This is a genomic window from Palaeococcus pacificus DY20341, from assembly GCF_000725425.1.
In the GTDB taxonomy this organism is placed as follows: Archaea; Methanobacteriota_B; Thermococci; order Thermococcales; family Thermococcaceae; genus Palaeococcus; species Palaeococcus pacificus.
On record NZ_CP006019.1, the window covers coordinates 840,608 to 854,483 of the forward strand.

Annotated in this window: 13 protein-coding genes; 3 read left to right on the top strand and 10 right to left on the bottom strand. The window is 41.7% G+C overall.

What is annotated here, in order from left to right; genetic code table 11:
• Nucleotides 1-31: 31 nt before the first annotated feature.
• The gene (locus PAP_RS04760; RefSeq protein ID WP_048164936.1) at nucleotides 32-1,000 is read right to left on the bottom strand and encodes a ribose 1,5-bisphosphate isomerase; all 969 of its coding nucleotides are present in this window, start codon (nucleotides 998-1,000) and stop codon (nucleotides 32-34) included.
• Nucleotides 1,001-1,260: 260 nt separating this feature from the next.
• Here PAP_RS04760 and PAP_RS04765 point away from each other — a divergent pair, with 260 nt between their 5' ends.
• Nucleotides 1,261-2,520, top strand: a complete 1,260-nt coding sequence (locus tag PAP_RS04765; protein WP_048164937.1) for an aminotransferase-like domain-containing protein — start codon at nucleotides 1,261-1,263, stop codon at nucleotides 2,518-2,520.
• 14 nt (nucleotides 2,521-2,534) lie between these two features.
• On the opposite strand, the gene PAP_RS04770 is transcribed toward PAP_RS04765, so the two are convergent.
• From PAP_RS04770 to PAP_RS04800, 7 genes are all read right to left on the bottom strand, one after another.
• Complete coding sequence (locus PAP_RS04770; protein ID WP_048164938.1) at nucleotides 2,535-3,245, bottom strand: 2,3-bisphosphoglycerate-dependent phosphoglycerate mutase; 711 nt, start codon at nucleotides 3,243-3,245, stop codon at nucleotides 2,535-2,537.
• Between the two features lie 71 nt (nucleotides 3,246-3,316).
• Nucleotides 3,317-5,722, bottom strand: a complete 2,406-nt coding sequence (locus PAP_RS04775) for a CDC48 family AAA ATPase (protein ID WP_048164939.1) — start codon at nucleotides 5,720-5,722, stop codon at nucleotides 3,317-3,319.
• A gap of 84 nt (nucleotides 5,723-5,806) precedes the next feature.
• Nucleotides 5,807-6,301, bottom strand: a complete 495-nt coding sequence (locus PAP_RS04780; protein ID WP_048164940.1) for an Hsp20/alpha crystallin family protein — start codon at nucleotides 6,299-6,301, stop codon at nucleotides 5,807-5,809.
• A gap of 123 nt (nucleotides 6,302-6,424) precedes the next feature.
• The gene (locus tag PAP_RS04785) at nucleotides 6,425-6,871 is read right to left on the bottom strand and encodes a DUF835 domain-containing protein (RefSeq protein ID WP_052649076.1); all 447 of its coding nucleotides are present in this window, start codon (nucleotides 6,869-6,871) and stop codon (nucleotides 6,425-6,427) included.
• A gap of 150 nt (nucleotides 6,872-7,021) precedes the next feature.
• A complete protein-coding gene (mce, locus tag PAP_RS04790) occupies nucleotides 7,022-7,420 on the bottom strand; it encodes a methylmalonyl-CoA epimerase (RefSeq protein ID WP_048164941.1) in 399 nt (132 codons plus the stop codon).
• On the bottom strand, nucleotides 7,417-8,376 hold the full coding sequence (meaB, locus tag PAP_RS04795; RefSeq protein WP_048164942.1) for a methylmalonyl Co-A mutase-associated GTPase MeaB: 960 nt from the start codon (nucleotides 8,374-8,376) through the stop codon (nucleotides 7,417-7,419). The genes mce and meaB overlap by 4 nt, the downstream gene beginning before the upstream one ends.
• Before the next feature lie 54 nt (nucleotides 8,377-8,430).
• Entirely contained in the window at nucleotides 8,431-8,859 is a 429-nt protein-coding gene (locus PAP_RS04800) for a cobalamin B12-binding domain-containing protein (protein ID WP_048164943.1), read from the bottom strand.
• Nucleotides 8,860-9,062: 203 nt separating this feature from the next.
• Here PAP_RS04800 and PAP_RS04805 point away from each other — a divergent pair, with 203 nt between their 5' ends.
• Nucleotides 9,063-9,911 (top strand): toprim domain-containing protein, encoded by an 849-nt coding sequence (locus PAP_RS04805; protein WP_048164944.1) that lies wholly within the window; start codon nucleotides 9,063-9,065, stop codon nucleotides 9,909-9,911.
• A 27-nt stretch (nucleotides 9,912-9,938) separates the two neighbouring features.
• A complete protein-coding gene (xerA, locus tag PAP_RS04810; RefSeq protein WP_048164945.1) occupies nucleotides 9,939-10,775 on the top strand; it encodes a site-specific tyrosine recombinase/integron integrase in 837 nt (278 codons plus the stop codon).
• Nucleotides 10,776-10,785: 10 nt separating this feature from the next.
• Here xerA and PAP_RS04815 read toward each other — a convergent pair whose 3' ends face one another.
• Together PAP_RS04815 and pfkC are read right to left on the bottom strand one after the other, a co-directional pair.
• A complete protein-coding gene (locus PAP_RS04815) occupies nucleotides 10,786-12,411 on the bottom strand; it encodes an ATP-binding protein (protein ID WP_084177535.1) in 1,626 nt (541 codons plus the stop codon).
• 54 nt (nucleotides 12,412-12,465) lie between these two features.
• Nucleotides 12,466-13,854: an ADP-specific phosphofructokinase gene (gene pfkC / locus PAP_RS04820; protein ID WP_048164947.1), complete on the bottom strand. Its 1,389-nt coding sequence runs from the start codon at nucleotides 13,852-13,854 to the stop codon at nucleotides 12,466-12,468.
• Nucleotides 13,855-13,876 lie beyond the last annotated feature (22 nt).

Here is a 13,876-nt window from a genome sequence, read left to right on the forward strand (position 1 = left end):
CTTTTAAAGCTTGAGTTTAGGAGAGAAAAACTCAATCCTCCCAGGGCTCCCTATACTTGAGCGCCCATCCAAACTCATCCTTAAGTATGTCTATAGCTGCGTATGGGGGAATTACTCCCTTTTCTGTTATTATGACATCCACATACTCCGGTGGAGTAACATCAAATGCGGGATTCTTAACCACTATATTCTTTGGCCAAGTTGCGAGCTCTTCTTTGGGGACTACCTCATAGGGATCGCGCTCCTCTATCTCTACAAGCTGGCCTAGCAATGTTTCGGGATGGAACTTATACGTCTCGGCTGCTGTCATAACCCAAACTCTGTGCTCTTTTGCGGTTAGGGCTATTAGTGCAGTCCCAATCTTGTTTATAACTGCTCCATTAGCAGTTATTGTATCAGCGCCCATGATTACTTTGTCGGTCATCTTCATGTAATGCCGAGCAGCTCCATCCACCACATAAATAACGGGTATCCCTGCTTCAGCCAGCTGTTTGGCTGTTATTTTGCCCTGATATCTTGGCCTAGTCTCGGTTACTATAACCTTTATATCCTTACCCTCTTCCCAAGCCTTTTTCATGACTCCTACGGCGGCGCTGGAATGGCAGTGTGTCATTATTATGTCCCCGTCTTCAACCCTCTTTGCTCCAAACTCCGCTATTTTCTTAACAGCATTCTCTGAATTGTGAATAAACTCCTTTGCGGAATTTGTCGCCATAAACTTTATCTCATCTAAGCTTGCACCACCATTATACGTGAGCTTTACTCTATACATTACATAACGTAGAGCGTTCGGTAAAGAAACCGCTGTCGGTCTTGTATTGTAAAGTAGCTTTGCAGCTTCCTTCATTTCGTTCCAAAATTCGTCTTCATTCTTTGCGTTGCTTTTTTCTGCTTGTATTTGTAAAGCTAATGCTGCTGATCGTGCTATTTTTCCCGCTCCCCTAATTTCCATGTTTTTTATTTTTTCGGCAATTTCCAAAACTTCCTTAACTATTGTCATTACCTCCCCCTCCTCTTTTGCGTATCATTTTATTTCGCATTGCTCCTTTATATACCTCACTATCCTCTGTTTTCTTTTATGCATTAAGGCACAAAGATAAACTTTGATGTACTTAAAATATTGCCAATGTTTTTGTTTACAAATAACAAGGGCATTTACGACCAATGCCGAAAGCTTTATATTTAATTGTCACAAAGCTTTAAGTGTATAAAATTGAGCCTATGTTCAAGTTTGTTCAATACATGCTGGGGTGAATGGTGATGGAGGAGAAATTAGAAAGAAAGCTTGAAAAGAAGCTTGAAGCTGTGACATTAAATTATGAGGCTTACTTCTCCGAAAAAGCTCTTGGAATGAAAGCTTCAGAAATTAGAGAGCTTCTAAAGTTAGTAGAAAGCTCGGAGATAATCTCACTCGCTGGTGGGCTTCCAAACCCTGAGACATTCCCAAAGGACCTTATAACGAAACTAGCTCAAAAAGCCATAGAAGAGCACGGGAATGCTGCCTTACAATATGGAACAACAAAGGGATACACACCTCTAAGATTAGAAATTGCAGAAATGCTTAGGAAGAGGTATGGCATCCCAATATCAAAAGTTGACATTATGATCACTGCAGGCTCCCAGCAAGGTCTCGATTTAATCGGTAGAGTCTTCATAAACCCTGGGGATATTATTGTGGTAGAGGCTCCAACTTATTTAGCAGCGCTCCAATCCTTTAGGTACTACGATCCTCAATTCATCCAAATTCCGCTTGACGATGAAGGAATGCGCATTGATCTCCTTGAAGAGAAGCTCAAAGAGCTTAAAGCTCAAGGGAAGAAAGTAAAGCTTGTTTATACCATTCCAACTTTCCAAAACCCTGGCGGAGTTACAATGAGCAAAGAGAGGAGAAAGAGGCTCTTAGAGCTTGCAAGTGAATATGACTTCTTGATTATTGAGGATGGACCATATAATGAGCTCAGATACAGGGGAGAAGAAATCCCACCCATTAAGTATTGGGACGAAGAAGGTAGGGTTATCTACTTGGGAACATTCTCCAAGATATTCGCTCCTGGATTCAGGGTTGCTTGGATTGCTGCCGAGCCTCACTTCATAAGGAAGCTTGAGATAGCCAAGCAGGGTATTGACTTGTGCACAAACGTCTTTGGACAAGTGATAGCCGCTGAATATCTCAAAGGAGGCTATTTAGACAAGCACATCGAAAAGATTAGGGCATTCTACAAGCCAAAGCTGGAGATAATGCTCGACGCTCTTGAGAAGTACATGCCTGAAGGAGTTAAGTGGACAAAGCCCGACGGAGGAATGTTCGTTTGGGTAACCGTTCCAGAGGGCATAGACACCAAGGAGATGTTTGAGAAGGCCGTTGCTAAGGGAGTTGCATATGTCCCAGGTGAGGCATTCTTCGCTGACAGAGGTGTTAAGAACACAATGAGGCTTAACTTCACCTATGTTGAGGACGAGAAGATAGTTGAGGGTATAAAGAGGCTCGCAGAAGCGCTTAAAGAAGCGATGAAAGCTTGATTTCTTTTTCTCTTTTAATCTATGTGCAGGTCAGTGTCAAAACCCTTTCTCGTTAAGTAGCCAATTCTCTCAAGTTTGCCTTCTCTGTACTCATAGATCAAAGGAACACCCGTGGGGATGTTGAGCTTTAGAACCTGCTCTTTAGTTAGACCTTCGATATGCATCACTATGGAGCGTAAACTGTTGCCGTGTGCACTAACTAGGACGTTCTTTCCCTTTTCAAGCTCTGGAATTATTTTTCCTCTAAAATAAGGAATCGTCCTTTCGGCAGTATCTTTTAAGCTCTCGCCTCCTGGAGGTGCAATATCATAGCTCCTGCGCCAGAGAAGGACTTGCTCCTCTCCATAAACCTCTCTAGCATAGTTCTTATTCCAGCCTTGGAGTTTCCCGTAGTAGCGCTCGTTAAGCTGCCAAGCTTTGTAAACTGGTATGTAGTTTTTGCCATGTTCCCCATAAACCTCGCCCCATTTTTTCATTCGTCCTTCATCATGGATTATTCTTGGAACTCCTGAGCTGTTCTTGCTCATTATGAGCATCACCGTTTGAATTGCTCTTACGAGCTCAGAGGTGAAGATGACATCAAACTTGTAGTCTTTTAAGAGCTCTCCAGCTTCAAGGGCCTCTTTAACTCCTCGCTCACTTAAGGGAACATCAACCCATCCCGTGAAGATATTGAGCTTATTCCAGAGGCTCTCACCGTGCCTCACTAAAACGAGCTTGCTCATTAGGTACACCTAACAAAAATCGGCAGCTTAGTTAAAAAAGTTTTTGAAAATGAAAAGAAGATGTAAGGGCATCACGCTCTCATCTTGGCCCTTCCACCTTTCTTAAGCTTCTCCTCGATCTTCCTGTAGTACTCCATGGTCTCTCTGTCAACGCTCGGTCCTATTCTGCTTAATGCTTCCTCGAAGTCTTTCATCGTAACTTTGACCTTGCTCCTAACTTCGTCGAGCTTAGTTCCTGGCTTTATTAATCCATCTTGGATTGCCCTTCTCATTGCCGTCATTGCGGCTTCTCTAACAACGGCGGCTATATCCGCACCTGTGTAACCATCTGTTTTCTTCGCAAGCTCTTCCAAGCTGACGTCCTCCGCGAGTGGCATCCGTCTAGTGTGGACTTTTAGTATCTCAAGCCTTGCCTTCTCGTCAGGGGCTGGTACGAGTATTAAGCGGTCAAACCTGCCGGGCCTCAAGAGTGCTGGGTCAAGGATGTCAGGCCTGTTCGTCGCTGCAATTATCACAACACCGCTGTTCTCCTCAATGCCATCCATCTCCGTCAGGAGCTGGTTAATCAAGCGGTCGGTCACTCTGTTGACGTCGCTTCCCCTAACCGGCGCGATTGCATCAATCTCATCTATGAACACCACTGTTGGAGCTGCCTGCCTCGCTTTCCTAAAGATTTCTCTTATGTTCTTCTCGCTCTCGCCAACCCATTTGCTTAAGACTTCAGGTCCTCTAATACCTATGAAATTAGCTTCGCTCTCGGTAGCGACAGCCTTAGCTAATAGGGTCTTACCTGTTCCTGGTGGTCCATAGAGGAGGATGCCCTTTGGTGGCGTTATTCCAAGTCCGAGGAATGCCTCTGGGTACTTGAGGGGCCACTCAACGGCTTCCCTTAGTTGCTCCTTGACTTTTTCAAGGCCACCAATGTCCTCCCAGCGAATGTTTGGAACCTCTAAGAGGACTTCTCTAAGTGCTGATGGCTCTACCATCTTTAGCGCTTCATAGAAGTCCTTCCTCGTCACCTTGAGCTCTTCAAGGACTTCCTTTGGAATTGTCTCTGCCTCAAAGTCAATCTTCTTGTCCTTTATGAGCCTTCTAAGTGATGCCATTGCTGCTTCTCTCGCTAGGGCAGCTAAGTCAGCCCCTACAAAACCATGCGTCTTCTCCGCAAGCTCCTCAAGGAGGACATCTATTAGGCGGTGCTTTACTTCATCGTAGAGCTTGTCGTCGAGAGCCTTTAGGAGAGACTTAATCTCGCGCTCATCTTTGGCTTTTTCAACTTCTTTGAGGGCTTTGTTTGCAACATGTGCAAACCTCTCATCTCCCTTGAGGGTCTCTAAAATCTTCATCACGTCGCCCTTCCTGAATTCAGGTTCAATTGGCATTCCTCTTGTGTGGATTTGGAGGATCTCTTTGCGCCCCTGCTTGTCAGGAACTCCTACCTCAAGCTCCCTATCGAACCTTCCAGGCCTCCTCAAAGCGGGGTCTATCGCGTCTGGTCTGTTGGTTGCGCCTATTACAATGACTTTGCCCCTTGATTTTAGTCCATCCATTAATGTTAACAATTGGGAAACCACGCGCTTTTCTACTTCGCCATGGGTTTCTTCTCTCTTTGGCGCGATAGCATCAATCTCGTCAATGAATATAATGCTCGGTGCATTCTCTTCAGCCTCCTTAAAGACCTCTCTAAGCCTCTCCTCACTCTCGCCATAGTACTTGCTCATTATCTCGGGGCCGTTTATTGAGAGGAAGTGTGCGTTGGCTTCGTTTGCAACGGCTTTGGCTAGCAAAGTCTTACCCGTTCCCGGTGGACCATAGAGAAGCACGCCCTTAGGCGGCTCAATGCCTAGCTTCTCAAAGAGCTCTGGATGCTTTAGTGGAAGCTCTATCATTTCCCTAACTTTTTGAATAACGTCCTTTAGACCACCTATGTCTTCATATGTAACTCCAATGGCTGCTGTTTTCTCAACCTCTTTGACGGGCTTTTCTGAGATTTGGAAGTCTGTGTACCCTGTGATTTGGACTATTCCACTTGGTTGAGTGGCAGTTACAACGAAGGTGAGCTCTTGTCCTAAAACGCCTACCTTGATATAATCTCCCTTAACAACTGGCCGCCCTACCAACCTTGAATGGAGCCACTCTACAAAGTCCCCTCCGAACATTATTGGCTCTGTTGGAGCCACCACTATCTTCCTTGCCTCTTTTACATCCGCTTTTTTGACGGTTACCTCATCTCCCAATCCAACGCCAGCGTTCTTCCTCAAGGTACCGTCCATTCTAATGATTGATACTCCCTCGTCTTCAGGATAAGCTGGCCAAACAATTGCAGCCGTGTTTTTCGTACCAATGATCTCTATGATATCCCCAGCTTGGATTCCAAGCTCCCTCATTGTTTTCCTATCTACCCTAACGATTCCTCTTCCAACATCTCTCTGGTAAGCGGAAGCAACCTTAAGCTTAATCTCCCTTTTCTCAACCATAACACATCACCTCAAATTTTTCTTAAATGGATGATTGTGAGGGATCTGATTTTATCTATGCCAAAAAGAAAAGAAAGCACAGCTTCACTCAATTTTAACGTCGTAGCCTTCCTCTCTTTTTACTGGTTCTTTCTTTGGAATTCTAATCTCAAGGACGCCGTTGTTGTATTTGGCCTTGGCTTTATTTGGAATCACTTCGGCTGGGAGCCTTATCACTCTTCTATAGCCGCTGTAATAGCGTTCAACTCTCACAGCGCCCTCTTTTTCAAGCTCCTTCTCCCTCTTAACTTGAGCCTCTATGTAAACAGTATCATCCTTAACCTTGACTTTGATGTCTTTCTTATCGACTCCTGGGAGCTCAGCTGTTATGACTATCTCACTACCTGTGTCGAATATGTCAACGAATGGCTCTCTCCATACTCCTTCAAACTCTTCTCTCACTTCAAAGGGCTCATATCTTCTTCTGTAGCCCCACAATCTTGGACCCCTGAATATGTCCTCAAACATTTCGTCGATTTCCTCTTGAATCTCTCTCATTATGTCAAAGGGGTCCCATACATCCCACCTTCTCCTCCTCATACTCTCACCTCCCACATATTTTGGTTACCAATAGTTATTAAAATAGCTAATCATTTATAAATTTTTTGTGTTTGCTTAGGTGCACCAGTGCACAATAAAAGTCACCAAAAGTTATTTTAACATTTATTCGTCGATAATCCTTTTTAGAAATGCTTTTTCCCTCTCGTCCAGTGCATCACTAACAGAAATCACAAACTTGGAATTGGAAAGAAGAGCCATATCCCTCAGTTTTCCAACAAATCTTAGAGCTGCTGTTGTCCCGTTCTCAACTTTTATATATTCAAAAGCATCAAAGATTATCACTTTGCCTTTATTATCTTTTAAAGCAGCCCTTACAGCTTCTTCCAATATGTATAGTTTTGTAGGTGAAATTGCATTTGGGTGTTCCACTTTGCTCAACCAGAAGTAGATGGTGTTTGTTTCTTCTTTTGGGGGCTCTCGTGTTATCATTATCTTCTCCTCTTCGCTAAATATACTTAAAATTTCACTGAGTTCAGAGTAATGGATTACTTTGCAGTTCAAATTTGAGTCGCGTTTCTGATTTCTGTTACTCTTGAACATGTTAAGCATAACAATCCCCACACTCTACAGATTGCCATGACAACTTATGTTGTTATTGTTTATAAATTTTTCTTTGACAATATGGTAATTAATAAAACGTATGGCTGACGTTTTACAACTTTTTTAAAAAATTAATAAAAGTTCAAACTATGTTATGATTTAATCTCTTTGGCAAAGTTCCAATAAAACACCGCTAACGCTCTTTGGGTGTACGAATGCAATCTTTGCTCCACCAGCTCCCATTCTTGGCTCTTTGTCTATGAGCCTAAACCCTTGTTCTTCGAGCTTCTTCAAGTGTTCCTCAATGTTGTCCACACCGAGGGCTATGTGGTGTATGCCTTCTCCCCTCTTAGCTATGAACTTTGAAATTGGTGAGTCTTCGCTTGTTCCTTCCAAGAGTTCAATCCTGCTCTCCCCAACGTGGAATATAGCAGTTCTAACCTTTTGGTCTTTGACCTCTTCAATTTCCTCAACCTTCAAGCCCAAGCTTTCCCAAACTTTAATAGCTTCGTCCAAATTTTTAACAGCAATTCCTATATGGTCAACCTTCTTTATCATGCCTTCACCCCCAAAGTTTTCTCCATAATTACCTCCGCCGCGGAATAGGGGTCAATTTCCCTCTCCGCAATCTTTCCAATTAGCTCATAAACCTCATTATCCCTAAGTTTCTTACCAACTTTGCTCGTGATAAAGTCAGATATGATTGTTTTTACTTCCTCCTCTGCCTTGAAGCGCCTCTTCTCCTTTATTTTGCCGCTCTCATCTAAGAATGCTTTGTGCTCCATTATCGCCCTCCAAAGCTCGCTTATCCCTTTGTTTGTTAAGGCAACGGTTTTAATTATTGGTGGCCTCCATCCTCTCTGCTTCCACTTTTCTTTTTCTAAGTCGAGCATTAGCTCAAGCTCAAAAAGCGTTCTATCGGCATCTTCTTTATCCCCTTTGTTAACTACAAATATGTCTGCTATCTCCATTAAGCCCGCTTTTATTGCTTGTATATCATCGCCAAGCCCTGGAACAGTGATTAAAACTACAGTATCTGCGGTTTTAACGATATCCACCTCTATTTGTCCGACACCAACGGTTTCAACGAATATAACGTCGCATCCGTATGCATCGAGGACTTTTATGGCATCGTTGGTTGCTTTTGCTAATCCTCCCAGAGAGCCCCTCGTGGCCATGCTCCTTATGAAGACTCCAGGGTCCGTGGAGTGCTTTTGCATTCTAATCCTATCTCCCAAAAGAGCTCCTCCAGTGAATGGAGAGGTAGGATCGATTGCTACAACACCAACTACCTTCCCTTCCTTTCTTACCTCTTTAATGAGCTTATCGAGGAGAGTTGACTTTCCAGCACCGGGAGGGCCGGTTATTCCCACTACATAAGCGTTTCCTGTAAATTTGTATATTTTTTTAATTATCTCTTTTGCTTTTTCTTCATCATTCTCAACGAGCGTGATTAATCTCGCTGCGGCTCTTTTGTCCCCTTTGAGTAGTCTATCAATTAGCTCGTCTATCATACCCATCACAACTTGGATATATTGTCCATCTTTAAGAAGTTAATGGAAAAGAAATCAAGACCTGAATTTCTTAAGCTTTTCAACGCTCTCGTCAACAAACTTAATTATCTCTTCTATCGGACTTCCTGGACCGAAAACTTTGGCAACTCCCATCTTTTCGAGCTCTTGAGCATCGTCCGGTGGAATGATCCCTCCAGCAATCACTAAAACATCTTCATTAATTTTTAACTCATTTTCCTCCAACAACTTCAATATCTTTGGGATCAAAACCATATGAGCGCCTGAGAGAATGCTCAACCCTAAAACATCCACATCTTCTTGGATAACGCTCTCGACGATTTGTTCTGGTGTCTGTCTGATTCCAGTGTAGATGACCTCAAACCCGGCATCTCTAAAAGCCCTCGCAATCACTTTGGCGCCTCTATCATGACCGTCCAAACCTGGTTTAGCAATGAGAACTCTAACTTTTGAGCGCTCTACCATGTTCACCACCGCCTTTTATTAGCATAAAAGAGTATTTAAAGATTGTCAAAACTAAAGGCTCTTCTTTACGTTGGATATTTTGTCCAATAAGCCTCTATTTTTAAACTTTATTTGGAGCCTATGGGAGAGTTTTTAAAGCTCTAAGTTGTTGCATTAGTAGGGGTAACACCCTTCATTGCTGTTGTTTTAAAGAGGTGTTGGGAATGACCATAGTTGATGTTAGAATTTTGGTTGAAGGAGCGAGCGACGTTGAAGTTGTGAGCAAAGCTTTGCAAAGCTTAGCGCTTGGGAGCGAGTACAACATAACTGTATCTGCTATAATACCAACTACGAACTTGGAGATAGCAAAAAGCGCAGTGGCAGGGGCGGATTTGCTCATAATAGCAACGGATGCAGATAGGGTTGGTAGGGAACTTGCTGAAAGATTTTTCACGGAGTTGGAAGGTTTAGTTGGTCGCATTGAAAGAATGAAGATTCCACTAGGCCACGACTTGGAGCATGTGGATACTGAACTTGTGAAAAAAGAGTTAAAGAGTGCTTTGATTAGAGCTGGTCTTAAGAGCTTACAAGTCCTTCCAGAATACATAGCTTTAAGAAACGAGCTTTTGGACTTAAAAGGAAGATGCGATGCAATTTTACAAGATAAGGAGAACTTGGTGAGGCAGTTAGAAGAGCTCCAAAAGAGATATCAAGAGCTCTATGATGAGTATCACAAGTTAAAGACAGAGAATGAAAACTTAAACACTCTCTTAAAGAAGAAGGCCGAGAAGGTTTACAGAATAGAGCATGTTTGGAAAGAGATGTTTGATATTCCTGTGCCAGAAGAAAAATACCTAGCAACGGCTGTTGAGAAGCTTAACCTTCAAGGCAAAGTCATAGTAGGTCAGGGATACATTTATGCAGAAAATTCAGAGATGGTGGAGGAGCTTTTGAAGACAGTATACTTGAGCCTCTCACTCCTTGAGGAGTACAAAGAGAAGGAAGAGCCAAAAGAACCCGTGGAAGCTAAAGATGAGCTTGTAGTTGAACTTGAAGAGCCAAAAGAGCTTTAGTCCCTTTAATTTTTCTGAGTGATCGTGATGAGCGAGATAGAAGAGTTTAAAATGTATCTCGAACTTGAGGGAAAGAGCCAGCATACGGTTAGGATGTACTCTTACTATGTGGAACGCTTTTTAGGTGAAGGGTATGACTTGACAGCCCGCTCTGCCCTTCGCTTTCTTGCTAAGCTTAGAAAGTCTGGATACTCCAACAAAAGCCTTCACTTAGTTGTTCAGGCGTTAAAGGCATACTTCCGATTTGAGGGACTTGATGAGGAAGCGGAGCGATTAAAATCGCCGAAAGTTCCGAAAAGCTTACCTAAAAGCTTAAAGCAAGATGAAGTTAGGAGGCTTCTGGAAGCGATCCCTCCAACGAGGATGAGGGATAGACTGGTAGTTTTTCTTCTTTATACGAGCGGTCTTCGCGTTAGTGAGCTCTGCAATCTGAAAGTTAAAGATATTGATTTTGAGCGCTCACTCTTGGTTGTTAGGGGAGGTAAGGGTGCTAAGGATAGAATTGTTCCAATTCCAAAGCCTGTGGTTGAGGAGATTAAACGCTATCTCTCAACGCGTGATGATGAGAGTGAATACCTCTTCGTTGAGGATAGGAGGAAAGCAAAAGATAAAATCTCGCCCAAAACTGTATGGTACCTCCTCAGAAAATACGGGGAAAAATCGGGCGTTAAAGTTACTCCTCACATGCTCCGCCACAGTTTTGCCACCCATATGCTCGAAAACGGCGTTGACATTAGGGCAATTCAGGAGTTTTTGGGACACTCTTCCCTTTCAACAACTCAAATCTATACTAGGGTAACTGTTGAGCACTTGAGAAAGGCACAAGAGAAGGCAAAGCTCGTGGAGAGGCTTTTTGAGGAATAAAATAGAGGAACTAAATAAGCAAAAGAAGGATAGGAACGGGAAGTAATATAACGTTGTCGTCAATTTTGAAATCTTTCTTCGTGGCTATTAATACTCTTCTGGTTAATTTTTTAGAGAACTCAAGAGCATTTTCCAAATCATCTCCTCTAATCTTGTTTCTGTATTTAACTTCAACGGGGATTATTAGAGGGGTATTATCTTTAATAGAACGTGTCCAAGATACAAAGTCTATTTCTTTTTTGGCTTTATAAATACCACTAAATCTTTTTTCATCATAATTAGGGACGGGATTTAATAAAAAAGGCAATATTGCCATATGGGAAGCTACTATTCCTTCGATCATAGCACTAATTTCTCTTTTGTCATGTTGCAATAACGAATTAAAGTATTTGAATGGGTTAGGTATCGAGTTTAATTTGGAATATATTGCTTGGAACATAAATGGGTCTCTAAGATATGTTTTTACAGTTGTGGACTTTTTGACAGAAGGAACATTACTTCCTATGTTAACTTTGTAATAAATTAAAGCAAATTTTAAATTTGTTAGATATCTCACGTACTTTTCAATAGGGTGTATACTACCTTTGGGCTTGCTAATTCCGCAATCTTGGGCGATTTTTTGCAAAAACTTTGGATATTCAATTGTAGAGGAATTTTCATGTTGTGTTAATATAATTTCTAGGGTTTTTTCAATTACCTCTCTTTCTAGATCTAGTTTATATGCATCCTGTATAATTGTAGTGTAAACTTCTTCATAAAACTCTAGGGGTATAAAGTTATTTTCTAAAATACTATGCAAATTTCTAGCATAACCTCCTCCTAAGATATATTTCCAAATTAAAGTTGCTAGTATGTCTCCAAATTCTTCATTTATCGTTTCTAGCAATAGAGTAAATCGGTTGTCTTTTATCTTCGTTAATGATCTGAAAAGGGAAAATTTTCGTTTTGATGACATTAAGTAATTCTCTTTTAGAAATCCAAATATGTCTGGATTTACGGTTTCAACAAATTCCACAAATCTCATAGGGTACAAAAACTGATCAGAGCCACTAGGGAGTGCAGTTAAAACGTCTCCCTGTCTTCCAATTAATAAATTCCTTGAGGTATCTAAATCTAATGCTGAGCTTCCGGTTATATAAATAAAAGCTTTCTTGTTTATATATGCTTGATCAGCAGCAGATTTAATTTCTCTAGCCCAATTTCCCTTATAGAATGTGGCTTCATCAAAAAAGAAGAAAATAGGCAAATCGGATTTAAAGTTATTTGTATATTCTATTATTATTCTTTTAAGTGCATTTCCCGTCTCCTCATATAACTTATCTATTTGTGGATCGTCACATTGAATGTAGACAATACGTCTTGGATTAACATCTTGAGCTACCATTATTTGAATTAAACGTTTTATCATGGTAGTTTTTCCTAATCTTCTTGGTCCTCTAACAGTAATTATTCCAGTTTTTTCCTTTTCAATAAGTCGTCTGTGTATTAGGAACATTAAGCGTGGTTGCCATTGAACTTTGCTATTATTAAAATTTATAATTTCTTGATCCTTACGATGCCACTCCGAGTCATTCCACCAAGGATTCATTGGCTCTAAAATATTTATAATCCGGTCGAATGTTATCATACTATCCATCAAAAGTAGATAATAACTTAAGATTAATAAAAGTTTTTGTAGGGGTTAAACTTGTTAATAAACCCCTTTCCTTTTCAGCAGTGCTAGGTAGCTCGAGAATGCTCCTGCCGAGATTGTATCGCCAAGCCCCACAGTTGATACTGGCTGCTTAACGAGGCGCGTTGGTGTTATGACGATTTTATATCCCCTCGTTCTTATTCTTCTCCTCGCTTCTTCAAAGCGCAGTTTAACGTACTCTCCTTGCTCGTTGTACGGAACCTTCTGCCCAACGGTTAAGTCTTGTGGGCTTTTAACGTCTCCCAAAGATGCCCTTGTTGCGGCTAGTATCGTTGCAAGCTCAAGAGAAGAGCGAAGTTCTTTTTCACTCAGCGGGTTGCTGCTCCTTGTTATGTACATTATGTAATAAATGGTGTGGATTTGAAGTATCTCTAAGTTTGTTTCATCAAGGATTATCTTTCCTCCCAGAACAACATCCTCTATGCGGTTGTAGTTGAATATCCTATCACTGAGCTCTGGGTAGCCAATAACGTTTAGAATATGGGCTATCTCTGCTTCGTCCATTCCCACACTATCTGCTAGGGGAAATATTTCTCTAACGACCTTTTTTCTTAGCTCTTTGTCTTGGATCGAGGCGAACTCAACGTGAACCTTAACGTCTCTGTTCCTCTTTAAAAGCTCTATATCTCTTTTAGCACGGTTTAAATAATAATCAGCGGTTTTACCATCAGGATAGAATTTTTTAATCCCCTGATAACCCGATAGAATAACCCCATCAACCATCTCGCCAATTTTTGGGAGGAAAGGTCTTATATCATCTTTAGTCTCTATTCTAAGTTCATCAGGACGGGATGAAACTATAAACCTGCCGGAGTGGGGAACCTCTATGAGGTCTCCACCGAGTTTGAACTTCATACCCTTTCTAAACTCAAAAATGCGGTTCACTTTTACGGGGTCACTTTCTCTATAAGCCTCTCTCGCCTTCTTTAGGGCAAGCATTTCGTGCTCAACAGTGGGATAGAGGAGATTATTCCTATCAACAAACATTTCTGCCTGTTTTTTGCCAAGAATTGGTGAATATGCAATAACCTGCTTAAAGTTAAGATTTGCGAGGAGGTTGGCTATTATCCCCACCTGACCTCCAATTCTCTCGACATCATATTTAAAATGAGAATCAAACCATGAGTTGAGCTCTTGATTGAACATTGGCACTGCGTTTGGTTTTCCTGTTTTTAGTGCATGGACTAAGCGTGCAACAAAGTCCAGCGGCTCATCTATCTGTCTCGGATACTCTTCGATTCGCTTTTTAACTCCTTCAGCCCCAAATTCATCTATGAGCCTTTGAACCATGTCCTCTTTGAGATAAACAATTGCATCCACGTTGGTGTTGTAGGCTAGATAAAGAGCCATTTCCTTGAAGTCTTTTACAAATCCTTGCCAGTCCATATATATCACCCTGGGTGAATAC